Annotated in this window: 2 protein-coding genes; both read left to right on the top strand. The window is 68.8% G+C overall.

Features of this window, described 5'->3' with window-relative positions; translation table 11 throughout:
• Positions 1-28: 28 nt before the first annotated feature.
• Positions 29-24,496 (top strand): non-ribosomal peptide synthase/polyketide synthase, encoded by a 24,468-nt coding sequence (locus tag ACFWUP_RS01380; RefSeq protein ID WP_379229668.1) that lies wholly within the window; start codon positions 29-31, stop codon positions 24,494-24,496.
• Positions 24,496-25,266, top strand: coding sequence for an FkbM family methyltransferase (locus ACFWUP_RS01375; protein ID WP_379229667.1), 771 nt, complete (start codon positions 24,496-24,498; stop codon positions 25,264-25,266). The genes ACFWUP_RS01380 and ACFWUP_RS01375 overlap by 1 nt, the downstream gene beginning before the upstream one ends.
• The last annotated feature ends 12 nt before the right edge of the window (positions 25,267-25,278 follow it).

Raw genomic sequence — 25,278 nt, 5'->3', positions numbered from 1 at the left:
CGAAAGCCATGCGAGGGGTCGGGTAATCATGGAGTCTGTCGAAAGCTGTGCCGGTAATCGGGATCTGATCCCGCTTTCGTCCGCGCAATACGGCATGTGGTTCGCGGATAGTGCGCACAGCGGACCGGCGACCAATATTGCGCAGTACGTCGAGATCGAGGGCCCGCTCGACGTGGCCCTGTTCAACCGGGCGGTGCACGAAGCGGTCGAGGAGACCGAGTCGTTGATGGTGCGGGTGGTCGAGGTGGAAGGGCGTCCGTACCAGGTCGTCGACCGCGACATCACCTTCAACGAGCTCGTGCTCGATTTCGGTACGCACCCCGATCCGATGGCGGCGGCGCTGGACTGGATGCGCGCCGACTACACGCGCCGGGTCGACATCACGCAGCATCAACTGGCGGTCTCGCGGCTGATCATGATCGCCGACGACCTGCACCTGTGGTACGCGCGCGCCCATCACCTGATCATCGACGGGTACGGCGCGTTCAATGTGGTGAACCGGGTCGCCGAGCACTACAACGCACTGTCGGAAGGGCGTCCGCCGGCTCGGTTGGTAGCCGCGCACCTGCGTGACATCGCCGCGGAGGAGCAGAACTACCGGGAGGGTTCGCGGTTCGAGTCCGATCGCCGGTACTGGCTGGACAAGGTTGCCGATCTGCCCGCACCCGCCGGTCTTTCGGGCCGTTCGGCGCGGGCGGGAACCGTGGACGAGGTTGCGGCGCGCGAACTTCCGGCGCCGGTGTGCGCGCTGCTCGATCGCCGCTCGGCCGAGCTCGACGCGTCGGCCGCACAGGTCGTGGTGGCGGCGTTCGCGGCCTTCTTCACGCGGATGACCGGCGCCGACGAGGTGGTGCTTTCGGTGCCGATGAGCGCCCGGGTCACCGTGAAACTGCGCAATGCCGCGGCGATGCTGGCGAATATGGTGCCGATCCGTTTCGCGGTCGACGATGCCACCACGGTGGGGCAGCTGGTTCAGGCCTCGATCAGTGAGCTGGTCTCGGCGCTGCGTCATCAGCGTTACCGCTTCGAGGATCTGCGCCGTGAGTCGGCCGCGATCGACAACTCCGCCAACACTTTCGGGCCCGTGCTCAACATCTTGTTCTTCGACTCCGCGATCCGCCTGGGCGACGCGACCGGCCGCTACCACGCGCTGACCTCGGGCGCGCTCGAGGACCTGCAGGTCAATTTGTACCGGACGGGCCCGGACGCGCCGCTGCTCATCGAGTTGCACGGCAACGAAAACCTGTACAGCCGCAGCGATATCGACGCGCACGCCGACCGGTTCATCGACTTCCTGCACCGCTTCATCGTGGCCGAGGCCGACCAGCGGGTGGTGGAACTACCGCTGATCTCGGCGGCACAGGAGCGCGGCATCGTCGACGAGTCGGCGGGTGTCGAGGGTGTCGCACCGGTCGAGACCCTGGTGGATTCGCTGGCACGACAGGCCGATTCGACACCGCTCGCGCCTGCTGTCACCGCCGCGGGTGAGACGATCACCTATCGCGACGTTGACGAGCGGTCCACTCGGCTCGCCCGGCGATTGATCGGCCGTGGCGCCGGCCCGGGTGCGCTCGTGGCGATCGCGCTGCCGCGCGGCACCCAGCTGATCGTCGCGATGCTCGCGGTGCTGAAATCCGGGGCCGCGTACCTGCCCCTCGATATCACCCATCCGCCGGAGCGACTGGAATACGTTGTCGGTCAGGCCGATCCGGCGGTCGTCATCGTCGAGGACGCCGCGCTGACGCTCGGCTCCGATATGCTGGTTCTCGCGCCAGGCGACGACCTCGACGGCGCGACGGACCCGATCACCGATGACGAGCGCACCGCACCGCTGCGTCCCGACGACGCCGCGTACGTCATCTTCACCTCGGGCTCCACGGGACGGCCGAAGGGCGTGGTGATCAGCCACCGTGCCGTTGTCACGTACCTGGCGAATGCTGTTGCTGCCCTCGATATTCAGGCCGACGACGTGTGGACCTGGTTGCATTCGGTGGCCTTCGACTACTCGATCTGGGAGGTCTTCGGACCACTCGTCACCGGCGGACGCATCGTGGTCGTCGATCCCTTGACCGCCCGCGCTCCTGACGAGCTGGTGCGGTTGACCGTGCGTGAAGGCGTCACCGTGTTCAGCCACACCCCTTCTGCGTTCTATCAATTCGCCGCGGCACGCCGGAGGTATCCGGCGGCGGGTTCGCCCGACGGGAAGCTGCGACTGGTCGTGTTGTCCGGTGAGGGCTTGGATCCGGCGGCGTTGGCGCCGTGGTACGAGGACACCCCGGACGGTCCGGTCATCGTCAACAGCTACGGCATCACCGAGACCACCGTGTTCGTCACCCGCGCCGACATGACCCCCGACCTGGCGGTGCCCGGTGCGCCCAGTGTGATCGGCACCGCGCTGCCGGGCCTGCGCACCTACGTGCTGGATCGCCGCCTGCGGCAGGCACCGGTGGGTGCGTGGGGCGAAATCTATGTCGCGGGAGGGCAATTGGCTCGCGGCTACCTGGGTCAACCTGCGCTGAGCGCGGGTCGATTCGTCGCCGATCCGTGGGGTGCGCCGGGGGAGCGGATGTATCGAAGCGGGGATGTGGCCCGCCGCAACCACGACGGCGACCTCGAGTACCGAGGCAGGGCCGATCAACAGATCCAGTTGCGCGGGTACCGCATCGAACTCGACGAGGTTCGTGCCGCGCTGCTGGCCCATCCGACGGTGGCCGCTGCCGCGGTGGTGCTCCATGGCGCCGACACCGACGCGGCGCGCCTGGTGGGCTATGTCGTCGCGGCGGGCGCCGATTGCGATGTCGATGCCGTTGTCGCACAGGCTGGTTCGCTGCTGCCGGAGTACATGATCCCGAGTGTCGTGATGGTCGTGGACGCGCTGCCGCTCACGGTCAACGGCAAGCTCGACCTGCGCGCGCTCCCCGAACCGTCAGCGGGGTCCTCGGCGCTCTACGTCGCGCCGAGGTCGGAGTCCGAGGAGATCGTCGCGCGGGTCTTCGCCGAGGTACTCGGCCTGGATTGCGTCGGCGCGTTCGACAGCTTCTTCGAGGTGGGCGGCAACTCGCTCACCGCGGCGGGCGCTGTTGTCCGGGTCGCCGATATCACCGAATGTGAACTGTCGGTACGTGATCTGTTCGCCGATCCGACGGTGGCCGGGTTCGCCGAGTGTGTCGGTCGGGCACGGCGCCGGGCGAGGCCCGCGCTGACGCCGGTGTCCCGGGACGACCTGCTGCCGTTGGCGCCCGCGCAGCATCGGATGTGGTTGATCAACCGCGTCGACCCCGAATCGGCCGCCTACAACATCCCCTTGGTCCTGCGGCTGACCGGCCGGCTCGACGCGGTCGCACTGCGCACGGCACTCGGTGACGTGCTCGACCGCCACGAATCACTTCGGACCCGCTACCCCGCTCGTGACGATCAGGGCACGCAGGACGTCTGGTCGGCGGAGGCGACCATGGCGGAATTCCCGTGTACCCCAGAGCGAGTCGAGTCGGACCGGCTCGACGACCGGATCCGCGAACTGACCGCCGAGGGTTTCGATGTCTGCGCTCGGCCTCCGTTGCGCGCGGCTGTGCTCACCACCGGTCCCGACAGCCACGTCCTGGTCCTGGTGCTGCACCACATCTGCTGCGACGGTGTGTCTTTGGCCCCACTGGCTGTCGACTTCGCCACCGCCTACGCCGCACGGGTGCAGGACACCGCACCGGATCAGCGACCCCTTCGGGTGCAGTATGCCGACTACGCCGACTGGCACCGCCGCCTGCTCGGCGACGAAGCGGATCCAGACTCCCTCGCAGCCGACCAATTGCACTACTGGACAACCCAATTGGCTGATATCCCCACCGTGTTGGAGTTGCCCACCGACCGGCCACGCCCCGCCCGTCGTTCGATGCGCGGTGCGGTCGTCGACACGCGGCTGCCCGCGCACACCTACGCCGACATCGAACGACTCGCCCGTGCCGCCGACGTCACCCCGTTCATGGTCGTGCACGCCGCCCTCGCCGTACTGCTCGCCCGGTTGTCCGGCACCGGCGACATCGTGATCGGCGCCCCGCTGGCCGGTCGCGGCGAGCCGGACCTCGCGCCGCTGGTCGGCATGTTCGTCAACACCGTGGCGCTGCGCACGTCGGTGCGCGGCGGCGAATCGTTCACGGCTTTCCTCGAACGCGTCAAGGACATCGACATCGACGCCTTCGCCCACGGCGACCTGCCCTACGACCGGGTCGTGGAAGAGCTCGACCCGCAGCGATCCGCTGCCTTCGCGCCGGTATGCCAGGTGTACCTGGCGTTCGACAACACCGAGCTGCCCAGCCTGACCCTGCCCGATCTCACGGTGGATGTCCTCGATCCGGGTGCCGAGCCCGCGAAGGTGGACCTCGTCGTCACGGTCGGTGCGAATGCCCCCGACACCGGTGACGTCGCGCTGCGCCTCAACTACGCGACCGACCTGTTCGACCCCGCGACGGTCGAGAACATGGCAGACCGACTGCGCCGGATCCTCGACGCCATGGTGGCGGATCCGTCGGTGCCGGTCGGCGACGTGGAATTGCTGTCCACCGCCGAACGTGCTGCGCTGCACCCTGTTCGGGGCGCGGACGCGGTGCCCGGTACCGCACTGGCGGATCTGCTGGCCCGTGGTGTGGCGATCTCACCGCACGGACCGGCTGTCGTCACCGGCGCGGCGCACATGGACTTCGCGGAGCTGGATGCGATGTCGAACCGGTTCGCCCGGCGGCTGCTCGACGAGGGTGCCCGACCCGGCGAAGTGGTGGCGATGGTCCTGCCGCGCTCGGCCGATTTCGTGGTGGCGGTGTGGGCCGTCGCCAAAACAGGTGCCGCCCTGGTGCTGATCGACCCGCGCAACCCGCGCGATCGCGTCCGTTCGATGCTGGCCGACAGCTCACCGAGGGTTGTTCTGACCAGCGCCGAGGTGGAAGGCGCGGCCCCCGAGGGGCCGTGGTCGCTGCTGGTGGTCGCCGACCCCGTCTCGCGCAGCATCACCGCCGGGTACTCGCCCGCGCCGGTCACCGACGCCGACCGTGGCAGGCCGGTGCACCCCGGCGACGTGGCATACGTGATCTACACGTCCGGCACTACCGGTGTCCCGAAGGGCGTCGAGGTCACCAACCAGGGGCTCGCGAACTTCGCCGCCGAACAGCAGGATCGCTACGACGTGTCGCCCTCCGTGCGCGTGCTGCAGGCCGCGGGGCCGGGATTCGACGCGGTGATGCTGGAAATTCTGCTCGCCCACCCCGGCGGCGCGGCACTGATCGTGTCCCCGCCCGATGTCTACGCGGGCACCGAACTCGCGGAACTCGTTCGGACACAAGGGGTTACCCATGCCTTCCTGACACCGAGCGTCCTGGCTTCGATGTCACCGGAGAACCTCGAATGCCTGCAGGTGCTGGTCTCCGGTGGCGAGGCCCTCACACCGGAGCTCAGCGCGATCTGGGCGCCGGGGAGGCGGCTGTTCAACGGCTACGGCCCCACCGAGACAACGATCATGGTCGCCATCAGCGACCCGGTGCCCGCGCACGGCCCGATCACCATCGGCGGTCCCATCCGCGGCATCTCGGCGCAGGTGCTCGACGCCCGGCTGCGGCCGGTTCCGGTCGGCGCGGCGGGCGAACTCTACATCGGCGGTGTGCAATTGGCGCGCGGCTACCTCGGCAGGCCCACCGCGACCGCGACGAGCTTCCTCGCCGACCCGTGCGGCGACGGCACCCGCATGTACCGCACCGGCGACCTGGTCCGATGGACCTCGGAGCACACGCTCCAGTACCTGGGTCGCGCCGACCATCAGGTGAAGATCCGTGGCCAGCGCACCGAACTCGGCGAAATCGAGACGGTACTCGCGCAGGATCCCGCCGTGAGCCATGCCGTCGTCGTGATCCGCCGCAGCGAGGGCACTGACCGACTCGTCGGCTATCTGGTCGGTACGGATGTCGACGCCGAGCGGGTCCGCGCCGACGCCCGCCACCGGCTGCCCGCGCACATGGTGCCCGATGTGTGCGTGGTGCTCGACCGGATCCCACTGACCGCCAGCGGCAAGCTCGACCGGGGTGTGCTGCCCGAGCCGGTGTTCCCGCGCGCGGCCGTCGACATCGCGCCGCGCACGCCCACCGAACACCTCGTCGCCGACGTCTATCGCGATGTGCTCGGCGCATCGCAGGTGAGCGCACTCGACAACTTCTTCGATCTGGGCGGCAATTCACTCAGCGCGACGAAGGTCGCCGCACGACTGTCCGACGTGCTCGGCACCGATATCGCGGTCCGCGCGCTGTTCGAGACACCGACTGTCGACGCGCTCGCTCGGGAGTTGGATGCTGTTGGACCGCAGGGTGATTCGGGTCATGCCCATCGCCGACTGGTTCCGCAGGAGCGGCCGGATCGGATCCCGCTCTCGCCCGCGCAGACCCGCATGTGGTTCCTCAACCAGTTCGACACCGCGTCAGCGGTGTACAACGTGCCCGTCGTCGTGCGCATATCCGGACCACTCGACGTCGACGTGCTTCGGTCAGCGTTCGCCGATGTGATCGACAGGCACGAGACACTGCGCACCCGATACCCGGACAGCGACAGCGGACCGTGGCAGGAGATCCTGCCGTTGGGCTCGGCGCCACAGCTCACCTGCGTAGAGGTCGCCGAGACCGAGGTAGCCGATCGGATCGCGCGCGAGACCGCCGTCGGCTTCGACGTGAGCGCGGAACTACCGTTGCGAATCACGTTGCTGCGCAGCGCGGCCGAGGAATGGACCGTGGTGCTCACGGTGCACCACATCGCCATCGACGGGTCCTCGCTCGCCCCGTTGGCCGCGGACCTGGCCGTGGCCTACCGCGCCCGGATGGCAGGCGAGCTGCCCGCCTTCGCGCCCCTGCCGGTCCAGTATGCCGACTACACGCTGTGGCAACGGCGAAACCTCGGCACGCACGACGACTCGAGCAGCGTGACCGCCGACCAGATCCGGTACTGGATCGCGGCGCTGGCCGACCTGCCGCAGATACTCGATCTGCCGACCGACCGCCCGCGACCCGCCCAGCAGTCCTACCGGGGCGCGCGCGTGTCCGCCACGATTCCCGCCGACCTGCACCGCGACATCATCGCCCTCGCACGTCGCCACGACTCGACCTTGTTCATGGTGACCCATGCCGCGTTCGCGGTCCTGCTGGCGCGGCTGTCGGGCACCGGCGACATCGCGGTCGGTACGCCCGTGGCCGGACGTGGCGAACCCGCGCTCGACCCGCTGATCGGCATGTTCGTCAACACGCTGGTGCTGCGCGTGCAGGTCGATCCCGCGGCACCGTTCACCGAGGTGCTCGACCGGGCCCGCGCCTGCGATCTCGGCGCGTTCGACAATGCCGCCATCCCGTTCGAACAGCTGGTGGAGGTGCTCAATCCGCCGCGCAGCACCGCACACGAGCCGCTGACCCAGGTCGGCTTCTCGTTCCAGAACATCGACATCCCGACGCTGCGTCTGGGCGGACTCACGGTGGCGGCCGAACTCGTCGAACCGGGCGTGGCGAAGTACGACCTGCATCTCACCCTGGTCGACACGATCGATGCGGACGGTACCCCCGGCGACATGCAGGTCGAATTCGGTTATGCGACCGATCTGTTCGACGAAGCCACGATCGCGCCGATCTTCGAGCGGTTCGTCGCCGTCCTGCGCGGTGTCGTCGCCGATCCCGGCGTGCCGGTGGGTGACCTGCCGTTGCTCAGCCCGCGTGAGCTCGACGAACTGGCGCAGCGCGAAACCGGTCCCGAAGCGCCGACGGGTGATGCGACGATCGCCGACCTGTTCGCGGCGCAGGTCGCGGCAACACCGACGCTCACCGCGGTTGTCGACGCCGTCAGCGGTGCCGAACTCACCTACGATGCCTTCGGTGCTGAGGTCAACGCACTGGCGCGCGTGCTGATCGGCAGAGGAGTCGGGCCGGGAAGTGTTGTGGCAGTGGCGATGCGCCGTTCGGTCGACCTGCTCACCACTGTCTACGCCATCCATGCGGCAGGCGGCGCCTACCTCCCGCTCGACCCCGACCACCCGGCCGACCGGCTGCGCGCCGTGCTCACCGCCGCGCGACCGGACGCTGTGCTGATTCGAGACGACATCGAGATCCCGACCGAGACGACGGTGTGGCGCCTGGCCGACCTCACTGCCGCCACGATCGATACCTCGCCGATCACCGACGCCGATCGCATCCGTCCGTTGCGCCCCGATGACCTTGCGTACGTGATCTTCACGTCCGGCTCGACCGGTGTGCCCAAGGGCGTCGCGCTCACCCACGACGCTGTCGTCAACCAACTCCGTTGGCTCACCGGCCATTACGAAGTCGGCTCGTCGGACGTGCTTGTGCTGCGCACCCCGTTCACCTTCGACCTGTCGGTGTGGGAGTTGTTCACCGCCCTCACCGCGGGAGCCACGCTGGTCGTCGCCGGTCCCGACGATCACGCCGACCCCGCCGCGATAGCCCGTCTCATCGCCGGCCACCGGGTGACCGTGGTCGATTTCGTACCCTCGCTCCTGTCGGCGTTCCTCGAGTTCGCGACGCCGGACGATCTGGCGACCGTGCGCCAAGTGCTGTGCATCGGTGAAGCTCTGGACGCCGCGACGGTCCGCCGGTTCCGTGCTGTCAGCGAGGCACGGATCGACAACCTGTACGGCCCGACCGAAGCGGCGGTCAGCGCCACCGCCTGGGAGATCGGCGAGTTCGACGGACCCGCCGTGCCCATCGGCACTCCCGAGGCGAATGTCGTTGCGCACGTCCTGGATTCGCGGCTGCGACCCGTGCCTGCCGGAGTGACGGGTGAGCTGTATCTCGGCGGAATCCAACTCGCTCGCGGCTACCACGCCCGCCCTGATCTGACGGCCGCGGCCTTCGTGGCCGACCCGTTCGGCACGGCGCCGGGTGCTCGTCTCTACCGCACCGGTGACCTGGTCCGCTGGGACTCCGCGGGCCTGCTTCGCTACGTCGGCCGCCGTGATTCCCAGGTGAAGATTCGCGGCCTGCGCGTCGAACTGGGCGACATCGAAGCCGCCCTGCTCTCCCACGACCGGATCGGCGCCGCGATCGCCAGGGTGCACACCGTCGCGGCCGAGCCGATCATCGTGGCCTACGCAGTCAGCGACGAAGCGATCGACGCCGATGCGCTGCGGACGTTCCTGCTGGGTCGATTGCCCGCGTATATGGTCCCTGCCCAGGTGATTCGGCTCGAATCGATCCCGCTCACCCCCAACGGCAAGATCGACTATCGCGCTCTGCCCGCCCCGGAAAGCCACGCAGGCGTGACCCGCTACCGGGCACCCAGCGGGATCGTCGAGGAAACCGTCGCGGGTGTGATCGGTGACCTGGTCCACACGCCGTGGGTCGGCGCCGACGACAACTTCTTCACCCTCGGCGGCAATTCGCTGCTCGCGACCCGCGCGCTCAGCCGCATCGGCGAAGTACTCGGCGTCACGATCCCCGTGCGTGCCGTCTTCGAAGCCCCGACAGTGGGGGAGCTGGCGCGGTGGGTCGAGCGTTTGCGGGCCGGCGGCGATATCGCGGGCCCGGTGGCGGGGCCGCGACCCGGGCGGATTCCGCTCTCGCCCGCGCAGAGCCGGATGTGGTTGCTCAACCAGCTCGACCCCGAGTCGGCGAGTTATGTTGTGCCGCTGTCGATCAGCCTCGACGGTGAACTCGATCTCGAGGCGGTGACGGCCGCGCTGCGCGATGTCGTCGATCGGCACGAGATCCTGCGCACCACCTATCCGGCCCACGACGGCACCCCCGAACAGGTGGTGCTGACCGCCGAGGAAGTGGTCGCGTCCTGGGATCTCGCCGTGCACTCGGTGTCGGCCGACGACTTGATTCCGCGGCTGACCCAGTTCTTCGGCACCGGATTCGACGTCTCGGTGGGAGCCCCGCTGCGGGTGGCCCTGTTCCGCCTCACCGATACGGCGCACGCACTGGCACTGTCGGTACATCACATCAATTGCGACGGCTACTCGGTGGCGCCCCTTGCCGCCGACATCATCGAGGCCTACCGTGCCCGCCGCGCCGGTGCGGCACCCGAATGGTCCCCGCTGCCAGTGCAATTCGCGGACTACGCCCTGTGGCAGCGCGAACTGCTCGCCACGCCCGACTCCGCCCCGAGCCGCGACCTGCTGTACTGGCGCACCCAACTCGCCGGGATCCCGGATGTTCTCGCACTGCCCACCGACCGCCCACGCCCACTCGAACAGTCCCACCGCGGCGCGACCGTGCACACGGCGGTCGCCGCGCAGATCGCCGAAGCGGTGGCGCGACTGGCCGGTCGCCACGGCGTGACCCCGTTCATGGTGGTCCACACCGCCTTGGCCGTCCTGCTCGCGCAGCTGTCGGGCAGCGACGACATCGCCATCGGCATCCCGTACGCGGGCCGCGGCGACCGGTCACTGGACCGCCTCGTCGGCATGTTCGTCAACACCCTCGTCCTGCGCACGCGCGTGCGCCCCGGACAGCGGTTCGACGACCTGATCGAACTGACCAGGCGCACCGATATCGAAGCGTTCGACCATGCCGCCGTCCCGTTCGAACAGCTGGTGGAAGTGCTGAATCCCGCCCGCTCGACGGCACATTCGCCACTGTTCCAGGTAATGCTCGCCTACCAGAACATGCCGCCCGCCCAGCTCGCGCTCGACGGGCTCGATATCGGCAACATCGATGTCGGCGCCGACGCCGCGATCTGCGACCTGCTGCTCATGGTCACCGAGGATCGCGGCCCGAACAACGAGATCGCGGGCACGAACCTGCGCCTCACCTACGCCACCGACCTGTTCGACGACGACACCGCACGCCGCTTCACCGAACAGTTCGTGCGCGTCCTCGATGCGGTCACCACCGACGCGCACACCGTTGCCGGGGAGATCGACCTCGTCGACGAACACACCCGCACCCGCCTGCTGCGCCCGCAGGACGCGCCACTGGTGAGCCCGGACCGCACCCTCGTCGACGCCTTCGACGAGCAGGTGGCACGCACCCCGGACGCTGTCGCTGTCCGCGTCCCCGGTGGCCGCACCCTCACCTACCGTGAGTTCGACGCAGCGGTCAATCGCCTCGCCCGCCACCTCATCGACCAGGGCGCGGGCCCCGAAACCACGGTGGCCGTGGCTGTTCACCGCTCGATCGACCTGATCACCGCCGTCTACGCCGTCGTGAAGTCCGGCGCGACCTTCGTCCCGCTCGACCCCGAGCATCCGACCGCGCGACTGGCCCACGTCCTGGAAGTAGCCCGCCCCCTGCTGGTCGTCACCACCACGGGCGACGAACTGTCCCTACCCGATGACGTCCGCCGAATCCGGCTCGACGAGCTGGACCTGACCACACAACCCGCCGGCCCCATCGGCGATGACGAACGCCGCGCACCGCTGCACGCCGACAACACCGCTTACGTCCTGTTCACCTCCGGCTCGACCGGTGCACCGAAGGGCGTCGCCCTCACCCATGCCGCCACCACCCACCAGTTGGCCTGGGCTCAACGCGAATTCCCGCACGATGCCTCGGACGTAGTGCTGCACAAGACACCGATCACCTTCGACATCGCGGTGTGGGAGTTGTTCTGGCCGTTGCAGACCGGGGCGCAGATCGTCGTCGCCGAACCCGGCGGCCACCGCGATCCCGCCTACCTGGCCGAGGTCATCGCGAACGAGCGAGTGAGCACGGTGCATTTCGTGCCGTCGATGCTCGACGTGCTGCTCGAGCGCCCGGGTACGACGCGACTGTCGTCGGTCCGCTATGTCTTCCCGGCCGGTGAGGCACTGGCCCAGCGCACCGCCGAACGCGCCCGACAGGTTTTCGACCAGGCGGAGGTGGTCAACTGGTACGGCCCCGCCGAAGCCGAGGTCGTCACGGCATACCGCTGTACCTCGGATTCCGCTGCACCACAGAGTGTTCCGATCGGGTATCCGGTATCGGGTATGTCCACCTATGTTCTCAACGCGCGCCTGCGGCCGGTTCCCGTCGGTGTGGTGGGCGACCTGTATGTGTCGGGAGTTCAGCTGGCCCGTGGCTATCAGGACCGCCCCGACCTCACCTGTGCTGTCTTCCTCGCCGACCCGTTCGGCGCGCCGGGGGAGCGGCTCTACCGCACCGGCGACCTGGCTCGATGGACGCCCGGAGGAGCACTGGAGTTCTTCGGCCGCAGTGACTTCCAGGTCAAATACCATGGTCAGCGCGTCGAACCCGGCGATATCGAAGCCGCGATGCACTCGATCGACACGGTGGCCCGCGCGGTCGCCGTCGTCACCGAGGACCGGATCACCGGCTACGTCACGCCGGTGTCGGGCGCTGCGCTCGACGGAGCGGAGATCCGCCGCAAGCTTGCCCGGCTGCTGCCGTCCTATCTGGTTCCCGGCGCGGTCGTGGTAGTCGACGCGTTGCCGCTCAACGCCAACGGCAAACTCGACCGTGCCGCGCTGCCTTGCCCGGACTTCGACGACGCGGACGAGTTCCTCGCCCCACGCACCGACCGGGAATCGGTACTGGCCAAGATCGTCGCCGAGATCGTCGGCGCCGACCGGATCAGCGTCGCGGCCGACCTGTTCGACATCGGCGTCAACTCGCTCACGGCCGCCCAGATCGCGGCTCGCGCCGAAGCCGCCCTCCAGGTGCGCGTCGGGGTCCGTGACATCTTCGAAGCCCTCACCGTCGGCGCGCTGGCCGAGCGGATCGCCGTGCGTGATCGCTACGCGGGCGTGCCGCTCGTGCGGCGCACCGACCTCGCCGAGATCCCCCTCGCGGCGGCGCAACGGCGCATCTGGATCCTCAACCAGCTCGACCCCACCTCCGGTGCCTACAACATCGGCTTCGCGGCCAGACTGACCGGACCACTGGACGTGGCGGCGCTGCGAGCGGCGATGGTCGATGTGGTCACTCGCCACGAAACCCTGCGCACCGTCTACCCCGCGGTGGACGGGCAACCGCGTCAGCTCGTCCAGGACAGCACGGTCGGCGCCGATATCGAACTCGCCGCCCTCGACGATCCGGCACAGCTGGCAGACCGCCTGCTCGAGACGGTGGAAGCGGGCTTCGATATCGCGACGAGCACACCGGTTCGCGCACGGCTCTATCGCACCGGCACCGAGGAACACGTATTGGTCCTGGTCGTCCACCACATCGCCGCGGATGGTGCGTCGATGGCGCCGCTGGCCCGAGATGTGTTCGCCGCCTATCGATCTCGTCGAACAGGTACGACACCAATGTGGCCCGCACTGCCCGTGGACTATGCCGATTACGCGGTCTGGCAGCGTGAGCTGCTCGGCGCCGAGGACGACCCCACATCCATGTCCGGCCGCCAAATCGCCTACTGGCAGCGGATTCTCGCCGACGCGCCCGAGCTGCTCGCACTCCCGACCGATCGCCCGCGCCCGGCGGTGCTGACCATGGATGGCGGCCGCGTCGGCTTCGCCGTCGAGCCGCGATTGCACGACGCCGTCGTCGAACTCGCCCGCCGCGAAGGCGTTTCGGTGTTCATGGTCCTGCACGCGGCGCTGGCGATCCTGCTCTCGCGCACCGCGCACAGCGACGACATCGCGATCGGCACCCCCGTGAGCGGTCGTGGTCGTCCCGAACTCGACGATCTGGTCGGCATGTTCGTCAACACGGTGGTCTTGCGGACGCGGGTCGAGGAGCAACTGTCGTTCCGTGAGTTCCTGGCGGAAGTGCGCGGCACGGACCTGGAAGGGCTCGCGCATGCGGACGTCCCGTTCGAGCGGCTGGTCGAGGTACTCGATCGGCAGGGCTCGACCGCGTATTCGCCGCTCTATCAGGTGATGCTCGGCTTCCGTAATGCCGACCCGACGCGCTTCGTCCTCGATGACATACGCGTCGATGTTCTCGATCCCGGTGTGGCACAGGCCAAAACGGATCTCACGTTCCTGCTGAACGAACGTGCCGACGGCGCGGGTATCGACGGCGAGCTCGTCTACGCCACCGACCTGTTCACCGAGGCCACCGCGACCCGCTTCGCCGACCGCCTGCTGCGCGTCCTCGAGGCGATCACCGTGCGGCCGGACACGACGATCGAGGCCATCGACCTGCTGAGCGCGGACGAGGCCGCGCACCTGCTCCCCGCCGGGCGCGAGAGCGCGGTGGTGCCGAAAACACTGCCCGCCCTGCTCGCCGTCGCCGCCGCCGACCCCGTGGCGACCGCCCTGATCGGTGACGACGAAACCCTGACCTACGGCGAACTCGACCGCCGATCCGACCGGCTAGCAGCACGGTTGTCGCAGGCCGGTGCCGCGCCGGGAACCTTTGTCGCACTGGCTGTTCCACGGTCGGTGGCCTTCCATGTGGCACTGTGGGCGATCACGAAAACCGGTGCCGCGTTCATGCCGATGGATCTGCGCTACCCCGCCGATCGGCTCGCCCACATGGTCGAGGACTCCGGGACCATGCTCGGCGTGACACTGAGCGCGGCCCGTTCGGCGTTGCCGGACACGGTCGACTGGGTGTGTCTCGACAACGACCAGTTGCTCGATGAAATGCCCACCGCGGAACTGTCTTTCCCCTCGGCGCGCCTCGACGACGCCGCCTACCTGGTGTACACCTCCGGCTCGACCGGCAAGCCGAAGGGTGTTGTCGTCACGCACGCGGGGCTGTCGGCGTTCGCGGCGGAGAAGCACCAGCACTACCAGGTGGATCGGCACTCGCGGGTGCTGCAGGTCGCCGCACCGGCGTTCGACGCGGTGATGATGGAATCGCTGATGACCTATGCGGCGGGCGCCACGCTGGTCGTTTCGCCCGCCGACGTCTTCGCCGGTGCGCAACTGACCGAACTCATTCGCACGCATCAGGTTTCGCACGCGTTCCTGACACCCAGCGTGCTCGCGACGCTGCGTCCCGATGGCCTCGACGCGCTCCGGATGCTGACTGTCGGCGGCGAGGCGCTCTCCGCCGAACTCGTCGCCGCCTGGGCGCCGGGACGACGCTTCCACAATGTGTACGGGCCCACCGAGGCCACGGTCGCGGTGAGCGTCAGCGACGAGTTGCAGCCCGGCGACCCCATCACCATCGGCGCGCCGATCCGCGGTGTGTACGCCGCCGTGCTCGACAGTCGGTTGCGGCCGGTGCCGGTCGGTGTGGTCGGTGAGCTGTATCTGTCAGGCAATGCGCTGGCCCGCGGGTACCTGAATCGACCGGGACCGACTGCGGGTGCGTTCGTCGCCGATCCCTACGGCAACCCGGGCACCCGGATGTACCGCACTGGCGACCTGGTGCGATGGAGTGCCGAGCACACCATCGAGTACGTGGGTCGCGCGGACTTCCAGGTCAAGATCCGTGGTCAGCGCGTGGAACTCGGCGAGATCGACGCCGCGCTGGTGGCCTGCCCGGACGTCGCCTCGGCGGTCACCGTGAGCAGACGCGGTCACGCCGGGCAACCGATGCTGGCCGCCTACCTCGTGCCCGACGACGGTGCGACGATCGACACCGCCGCGATCCGCGACCGGATCGCCGGTGCGCTGCCCGAACACATGGTGCCCGCGGTGATCACGGTCATCGACGAGATGCCGGTGTCCTCGACCGGCAAGGTGAACCGGCGCGCACTGCCCGAACCTGTTGCCGAGGTAGCTGATTCGGCGCCGAGCGGCGCGTCGACGGAGCTGGAAGCGACCATCGCGGGGGTCTTCGCCGAGGTGCTCGGTGTGGGCGCGGTGGGCATCGATGAGTCGTTCTTCTCGCTGGGCGGCGACTCGATCATGTCGATCCAGCTGGCCTCGCGTTTGAAGACCGCCGGTGTGGTCGTGACAGCACGAGACATCTTCCAGCACCGGACTGTTCGCGGACTGGCCGTCGTCGCGGAGGAGGCGGGGCGCGTCTCTCTCGACGAACTGCCCGGCGGTGGCATCGGGGCGGTCGCTCGGACACCGATCGTGTCCTGGTACCTGGACCGACCGGCCGGTGACCGGTTCGCGCAGTCGCTGCTGGTCGAGTTGCCCGGCGACGCACGGCCGACCGATGTGATCGCCACGGTCCGGGCTGTGCTGGATCGGCACGACATGCTGCGTGCGCGGGTCGTGCGCCCCGATGTGGCCCCCGGGGCGAGGTTCGGTGCGACCGGATCGTCCGCAGCGGGCGACCTCCCGGCGCGACCGTACCTCGACGACCTGGATGGGTTGTCGCAGGAACTCGGTGACTTCGCTTCGCCGCCAGCGGATTCGGTGGGTGCCGACGATGCAGTGGGCGCGCCGGGGTTCCCGTATCTTGAGGCGTTGCCGCGCGGCGCTGTCGATGCCGAGCGAATGGTGTCGGTGCGTATCTTCGGTGCTGAGAGTGCCCCCGGTAGTGCGGGTTTCACGTCACTGATCGAGGATTCCCTGGAAGAAGCGTCGGCCGCGCTGAACCCGGCGGACGCCGCCATGGTGCAGGTCGTGTGCCTGCTGCCGGAGCCCGGCGTGGTGTCGCGGGGCCGCGCGCTGATCGTGATCCACCACCTGGTGGTCGACGGTGTCTCCTGGCGCATTCTGATCCCCGACTTCGTGGCCGCGTGGCAGCAGGTCAGCGTAGGGCGAACGGTCGAACTGCCCGAGGTCGGCACGTCGATGCGCCGGTGGGCGGCGGCCGTGTCGACCGCCGCAGGCAGCCGGGCCGACGAGCTCGCGCTGTGGCAACGGATGGGGTCGCGCTCGGAGCCGCTGCTCGGGCGCGAACCGCTCGACCCCGCCGTCGACGTGCACGCCACCGTGGAACGGCTGACCGTGACGTTGCCCGTCGACCTGACGACCGCGCTGCTCGGCGCGGTGCCGCGAGCCGCACATGCGACCACCGACGACGCTCTGCTCGCGAGTCTTGCACTGGCACTCGGCCGTTGGCGTGCGCGTCGCGGAATCACCCACTCCGGTGCGCGCATTCTCCTCGAAAGCCACGGCCGCGAAGAACAACTCGCACCCGGCGCCGACCTGTCCCGCACCGTCGGCTGGTTCACCAGCGCTTACCCGGTCGACCTCGACCTCGACGGCACCGATCCGCGCGCGGCCGTGAAGTCCGTCAAGGAACAGCTGCGGGCCGTGCCCGACAAGGGCATCGGCTACGGCATGCTGCGCTACCTGAACCCGGAGACCGCCGACCAACTGGCCGCACTGCCCGCACCGCAGATCAGTTTCAACAACCTCGGCCGGGCGGGCGTCGACCTCTCCGCACTGTCCGGGATCGCTTGGATTCCCGCCGACGAGGAATTCGACCACCAGGGCTCCTTCGATCCGAACATGTCCGCAGCCGCCACGTTGACCGTCGACACCAGCATCATCGACACCCCCGCCGGTCCAACCCTCGCCGCGCAGATCGGGTACGCCGCAAGACTTCTCGACGGTGAGGACGTCCGCGAACTCATCGACGAGTGGACGTCAGCTTTGGTGGAGATCGCGAAAGCCGCCGCACGAGAAGAGGACTGGGGTCTGTCGCCATCCGACGCCCCGCTGGTCGCACTGACCCAGCAGGACCTGGACAACTTCACCGAACGCTACGGACCGATCGAGGCCGTGTGGCCGATGGCACCGTTGCAGGCGGGACTGCTGTTCCACGCCGAACTCGCGGCGGGCGAACTCGACGTGTACACCGCGCAATCCGAGATGAACCTGACCGGTCCGCTCGACGAGGCACGCCTGCGTCAGGCCGCAGCCGACCTGCTGCGACGGCATCCGAATCTGCGGGCCGCGTTCACCCGGACGATCGACGGTGTTGTCGCACAGGTTGTTCCGGTGAACCCACCGCTGCACTGGCGCCACGTCGAGGCTTCCGAGTCGGCACTGCCGGAAATCCTGACGGCCGAACGCGAGACGGCGTTCGACCCCGCGGATCCGCCCCTGGTGCGTTTCGTCCTCGCGGCCGTCGCACCCACCGAATTCCGGCTGATTCTGACCGCACACCACCTGCTGCTCGACGGCTGGTCGCTACCGCTGCTGCTGCGCGACCTGGTCGGGCTGTACGCGGCGGGCGCCGACGCGGGTCTGCTGCCGCCCGCGCCGTCCTACGGCGACTACCTGAGCTGGCTCGACCAGCGCGACACCACCGCCGGCCTCGGGATCTGGCGCGACACCATGGCGGGCTTCACCGAACCCACGCTGATCGCCGAGACCGTCGGCGAGGCCACCGTCGAGGTGCCGACCGACCTGAGCATCGACCTCGACGACGCCACCACCACCGCCCTGACCGAACTCGCCCGCACCTGCGGTGCCACGATGTCGACCATCGTGCAGTTCGCCTGGGCGACGGTGCTGGCCAACCAGCTCGGTCGCGACCGGGTCGTGTTCGGCGAGACCGTCTCCGGCAGGCCGGCCGAGGTGCCGGGCGTGGAGTCGATGATCGGGTTGTTCATCAATACGCTGCCGGTCCCCGTCCACGTGCGTGGCGACCGGACCATCGTGGCCGCGCTGGAACAGTTGCAGGCCGACAAGACTCGGCTGCTCGACCATCACCACATCGAACTGTCCGCCGTCATGGCCGCTGTCGGTGGCGGGCAACTCTTCGACACCCTGGTGGCCTACGAGTCCTATCCGGTGGACAGCAGCGGGCTCGGCGACGCCGAGATCGACGGTGTGCGGGTGACGGAGGTGGTCGGCACCGATGCCGCGCACTACCCGATCACCGTCCAGGCCCACCACACCGACACCCTGCACATTCGTGTGCGCTATCAGGCGGCCCGCGTCGACGCGGTGACTGCCACCGGGCTGGCGGATCGGATCGAGCGCGTCCTGCGCGCCATCGCCACCGACCCGTCGGCGCGTGTCGGTGCCGTCGACCTGTTGTCCGACGTGGAGCGCGCGGCGCTGGTCCCGGCCAGGGGCGCGGAGCGGGTGGCACCCGAGGCGTTGACGGATCTGTTGCGGCGCGGCGTGACCGAGCGGCCCGACGGTCCGGCGGTGATCTGCGGGTCCGAAACGGTGAGCTTCACCGAATTGGACACACGGGCACATCGATTGGCGCACTGGCTGATCGAGCACGGCGTCGACACCGGCGACACCGTCGGCGTGGTCATGCCGCGCTCGACCGCGCTGATCACCACCCTGTGGGCGCTGGCCGAGGTCGGCGCCGCCGCTGCGCTGCTCGACCCGCGTAACCCAGGGGAGCGGCTGGCGGTCATGCTGTCCGACAGCGATGCCCGTGTCGTATTGACCGTCGCGGACGTGAGTGCTGGTGTGCCGGAAGGGGAGTGGGAACGCCTTGTCGTCGACGAACCGGCAGCAGTGCGGCAGATAGCGAACCAGCCGGGCGACGCGATGCGACGGACGGTCCGCGACACCGACCTCGCCTACGTCATCTACACCTCCGGCACCACCGGCACCCCGAAGGGCGTCGCAGTCACCCAGGCCGGACTGGCGAATTTCGCTGGCGAGCAACGGGACCGATATGACGTCACCCCGGATTCGCGGGTGCTGCAGTGTGCCGCACCAGGATTCGACGCCGTCATGCTCGAAGTCCTGATGGCGCACCCGCACGGTGCCACGCTGGTCGTCTCGCCGCCCGATACCTACGCGGGCACCGAGTTGGCCGACATCATCCGACACCACGCCGTCACCCACGCCTTCCTCACCCCGACCGTGCTCGCGACCTTGACACCCGACGGGCTCGACAGCCTGGCGGTCCTGGTCGCCGGTGGTGAGGCAGTACCAGCCGAACTCGCCGCCCTCTGGGCACCGGGCCGCCGACTGTTCAACGGCTACGGCCCCACCGAGACCACGATCATGGTCGCCATCAGCGACCCGCTGACCCCGTCCGAACCCATCACGCTGGGCGGTCCGATTCGCGGAACCACCGCGGTGGTGCTGGATTCGCAGTTGCGCCCCGTGCCCATCGGGGTGACCGGCGAACTGTATGTCGGCGGTATCCAGCTGGCGCGCGGCTACCTCGGCCGCCCCGGCGCCACCGCCGCGAACTTCCTCGCCAACCCCTACGACCCGGGCACCCGCATGTACCGCACGGGCGACCGGGCGCGTTGGACCGCCGACCACACCCTGGACTACGTCGGGCGCACCGACCACCAGGTCAAGATCCGTGGCCAGCGCATCGAACTCGGCGAGATCGAGGCCGTGCTCGCCGAGCACCCCGCCGTGACCCACGCGGTGGCGCTGCTGCGGGCCGACGACAACGGCACCGAGCGCCTGGTCGGCTACCTCCTCGGCGACACGATCGACCCCGAGCAGGTTCGGGCAGCGGCCCGCCGCCGGCTCCCCGCCCATATGGTTCCCGACATCTGCGTTGTGCTGCAGCAGCTTCCACTGACCACCACCGGAAAACTCGACCGCGCCGCACTGCCGACACCGGCCTTCGCCGTCACCGGGTACCTGGCACCGAGCGATCCCACCGAGCAACTCGTCGCCGATATCTGTGCCGAAGTCCTCGACGTGCCCCGAGTCGGCATGCGCGACAACTTCTTCGACCTCGGCGGCAATTCACTGACGGCGACGAGATTGACCGCACGGTTGAGCTCGGCACTCGGCATCCGGGTCGCACTGCGCGACCTCTTCGACAATCCGACGATGGCTGATCTCGCCGCTCGGGTCACCGGCCGCGACCAGGTCGAACGCCCCGTCCTGACCAGGCGAACCGGCAACGGTCCGGTACCACTGTCACCGGCCCAGCAGCGCATGTGGTTCCTCAACCAGCTCGACGCGTCCGTCGGCGCCTACAACGTGCCGCTGGTGATCCGGCTGACCGGCGAACTGGACACCTGCGCGCTGCGCACCGCGTGCGCGATGGTGATCAGCCGCCACGAGTCGTTGCGCACGAAATTCCCTGTGGTCGACGGTGTTCCGCAGCAGGTGGTCGTCGACGCCGACGAGGTGCTACCCGACCTGGTCCCGGTCCACACAGAGGAATCGGTGCTGCCGAAAGCCGCCGCGGCGGTGCTGTCGGCCAGCTTCCAGGTCACCGAGGCGCCGCCGGTGCGGGCCGAACTGTTCGAACTCGGCCCCGACGATCACATGCTGGTGATCGCGGTGCATCACATCTGCGCCGACGGCCTGTCGATGATCCCCCTGGCCCGCGACGTCGCGGCCGCCTATCACGCCGTGACCAGCGCGAGCGAGCCCGAATGGCCGCCGCTGACGATCCAATACCCCGATTACGCACTGTGGCAACGTGATCTGCTCGGTGACGAGCACGATCCCGAGTCGCTGCTGTCGCGTCAGCTCGACTACTGGCGTGAGGCTCTCGCCGGGCTGCCGGAACTCCTCGAACTGCCCACCGATCTGCCCCGTCCGCCGGTCGCGTCGATGCGCGGTCGGATCGTCGACTTCACCATCGAGCCACGGTTGCAGGAGCGGATCGGCGCGGTCGCGCGGGCCGCCGGTGCGACGCCGTTCATGGTGGCTCACGCCGCGCTGGCGGTCCTGCTCGCCCGGCTGGCGGGCACCAGCGATGTCGCGGTCGGCACCCCGGTGTCCGGGCGCGGGGAACGCGAACTCGATGACCTGATCGGCATGTTCGTCAACACCGTCGTCCTGCGGACCGCGGTCCCCGCCGACAAGCCGTTCGACGCGCTGCTGGCCGATGTCATGGCCGCCGACCTCGCGGCTCTCGCGCACGCGGAGGTCTCCTTCGAACAGGTCGTCGAGGCACTGAACCCGCCGCGATCGACCGCGCACCTGCCGCTCTACCAGGTGACCATCGACTACCAGAATCTCGATCAGGTGGTCCTCGAACTACCCGGGATCACGGTGCAACCGGTCGAGGACTACGTCGAACAGGCGCAGTCGGATCTCAATGTGAAGCTGGTCGAGCGGTTCGACGCCGACGGCAATCCGCTGGGCACCCTGGGCCGATTGACTTACGCCACCGACCTTTTCGTCGAAGAGTCGATGGAACGGTTCGCACGCTGGTACCTGCGGATCCTGGAGGCCGTCACGGCCGATCCCCAGGCCGTCGTCGGTGACATCGAATTCATGGAACCGCAGCAACGCCACGAGGTGCTCGAGGCGGCCGGTGTGGCGGGTGCGCAGGTCCCCGAGGAAACAATCGGGGGATTGTTCACCCGGCAGGTCGAGGCCGCCCCGGACGCGGTCGCGGTAACCGATGGCGCGACAGTTCTGACTTACGGCGAACTGGCTCTGCGGGCCAAGGCGGTTGCCGCCCGACTGATTGCGTCCGGTGCCGGGCCGGAGACCTTGGTCGCCGTCGCGCTGCCGCGTTCGGCCGACCTGGTGGTCGGATTGCTGGCGGTGGTCATGTCGGGTGCCGGATACCTGCCGTTGGATGTGGCCTATCCGGCCGAACGGCTCCGCTTCGTACTCGACGACGCCCGACCCGTGGCCATGCTGACCGACGCGGCGATGGCATCGGAAGTCCCCGAATTCGCCGGGCCGACAGTCTATGTGGATGATGTTGACGTCGAGAACGGCCATGGCGTCGCCGCGCTGCCGGACAACATCGCCTACATGATCTACACCTCGGGCTCCACCGGGCGGCCGAAGGGTGTCGCGGTCACCCACCGCGACGTGGTCACCTTGCTCACCAACACCGCCGAGAAATTCGATATCGGACCCGACGACGTGTGGACGCTGTTCCATTCCTACGCTTTCGATTTCGCGGTGTGGGAGATGTGGGGCGCACTGCTCTCGGGCGGACGCCTGGTGGTCGTCGACTACGACACCACCCGCACCCCGGACGCCTTCGTCGACCTCGTCGCACGCGAACGGGTCACCGTGCTCAGCCAAACCCCGTCGGCGTTCTATGGTTTCGTCGATGCCGAACGCCGCCACCGCGGCGACGATCTCGTCCTGCGTTATGTCGTGTTCGGCGGTGAAGCGCTCGACCCGGCCCGGCTGACCGGGTGGTTCCTCGCGCATCCGGCGGGCACACCGCTCCTGGTGAACATGTACGGCATCACCGAAACCACAGTGCACGTCAGCTACGCCGAGGTCGATCAGGCGGGCACCGGCGGCATCGGGCGCGCACTACCCGGCATGACGGTCTACGTGCTCGACGGGCGGTTGCGGCCGGTCCCGGTCGGTGTCGCGGGCGACCTCTACGTCGGCGGCGGACAACTCTCGCGCGGCTATCACGGTGCCGGCGCGCTCACCTCGGGCCGATTCGTGGCCGACCCGTTCGGCGCGCCTGGCAGCCGCCTGTATCGGACCGGCGACCTGGGCCGCTGGCGTCGTGGCGGGCACGGACTGGAACTGGACTACCTCGGCCGTGCCGACGCGCAGATCCAATTGCGTGGCTTCCGTATCGAATTGGGCGAAGTGGAGTCGGCGCTGCTCGGCCATCCCGGTGTCGCCCAGGCGGCCGCCGCAGTGCACCGCCACGCCAAGGACGTCGATCAGCTGATCGGTTATGTCGTCCCCGTCGACGGTGGCGAACTCGACCCGGCGCAGGTGCGCGACACCGCCGCCGAACTGCTCACCGGGTACATGGTGCCCTCGGCCATCGTGGTGCTGTCCGAGCTGCCGGTGACAGTCAACGGCAAGCTCGACCGAAAGGCCCTGCCCGCACCCGACTTCGAGCGCACCGATGACGAATACCACGTGCCGCGAACACCTTCCGAGGTCGCGATCGCCGAGGTCTTCGCGAGCACCCTGAACGTGCCAAGGGTCGGCGCCGGTGACGGCTTCTTCGACCTGGGCGGCAATTCGCTCCTGGCAACCATGGCGGTCGCCGAACTCCACAACCGCGGCATCCCACTCGAGCTGCCGTGGATGTTCGACGACGCGACACCGCGGGCGCTGGCCCGCCGGGTCGACGAGTCCGAGGCCGACTCCGGTATGCAGGTGCTGCTGCCCCTGCGCCCCACCGGTGAAGCCACACCGCTGTTCGCGATCCACCCGGCGGGCGGGCTGGCCTGGTTCTACGGCGGACTCGTCGGCCATCTGCGCGGTGACCGGCCGGTCTTCGGCCTACAGGACCCGCACGTCGTCGCCGACGAACCCGTCGCCACCTCGATAGCCGAGCTCGCGCACCGCTACGTCGACGAGATCCGCCGCACCCAGCCCAGTGGGCCGTACCACCTGCTCGGCTGGTCGCTGGGTGGCGAGATCGCCCACGCGGTCGCGACGCGACTACAGGAGCGCGGCGAACAGGTCGCACTGCTGGCGATGATGGACAGCGCGGCAGGCGCACCACCGATCACCCCCGAGACCGGCTCGGCTCCGGGCGAGTTGATGGCCGACCTGCTCGGTGGCTGGCGGGAACTGTTCGACCTCGGCGACGCCGTCACCGCGAGCACCACCGAGCAGGCCTGGCAGGTGGTCCGCGATCAGATCACCGGCACCGGCTTGTTCAGCGCCGACCAGATCGACCGGGTGATGGAAAGTTTCGCCACCGCAGGCGAACTCGCCGACAACTACCGGCCGGGGACCTTCGACGGTGACCTGATCTTCTTCACCGCGGGCAAAGACCGTGACGACACCGATGCCATCGCGCAGACGTGGCAACCGCACATCACCGGCCGCATCCACAACACTGTGCTCGACGCCCGCCATCTCGAACTGACCCATCCGTCCGCGCTGGCCGTGATCGGCCCGATCCTCGAAGGATTCATGAACTGATGACTCAGCAGCAACTGCGCCTCGACGACGGCCGCACCGTCACCTGCACCAGCCCCGCCGAGGCCCGCATGCTCTGGAACGAGATGATCGCCGACGGGTACTACCGCCAGGCCGCCGCCACCCTGCGGTCCGGCGACCTCGCCGTCGACATCGGCGCCAATATCGGCCTCAGCGCGATGATGTTCGCCGAAACGCACCCCGGAGTCCGGGTGATCGCCGCCGAACCCGCACCCGCCACCTACGACTGCCTGCACCGAAACATGTCCGCGCACGTACCCGGCGGAGTCGCACTCGAAGTCGCGGTGGGCGCGGCGCCCGGGGTGCTGCCGTTCACGTGGTACCCCCGTGCCACCGCGAACTCGAGCCTCTACGCCGATCGCGAAGCCGACGACGACGCGACGAAAACCTTCCTGCGCAACAGCGGCCTACCCGACGACGCCATCACCCTCATCACTCGCGGACTGCACGACGGCGAGCAGATCGATGTGGAGGTCACCACGGTGTCGGCGATCCTGGCTCAGCAGGACCCGGCGGCCGAGATCGGGGTGCTGAAGATCGACGTGGAACGCGCCGAATTCGACGTCCTGCTCGGCATCACCGAATCCGACTGGTCCCGCATCCGCTCCGTCGTCGCCGAAGTCCACGACCGCGACGGTCGCCTCGCCGAATTCTGCGAGCTCCTCAACCTCCACGGCCTCACCCCACGCACCCGCCAGGACTCGTACCTGGCAGGCACCGAACTGCACGAGGTGTATGCCGTGCGGGCGTGAACGCGCGGTACG

The organism is Nocardia sp. NPDC058658, assembly GCF_042716665.1.
GTDB lineage: Bacteria > Actinomycetota > Actinomycetes > Mycobacteriales > Mycobacteriaceae > Nocardia.
This window is presented reverse-complemented; position numbering and strand designations above follow the sequence as displayed.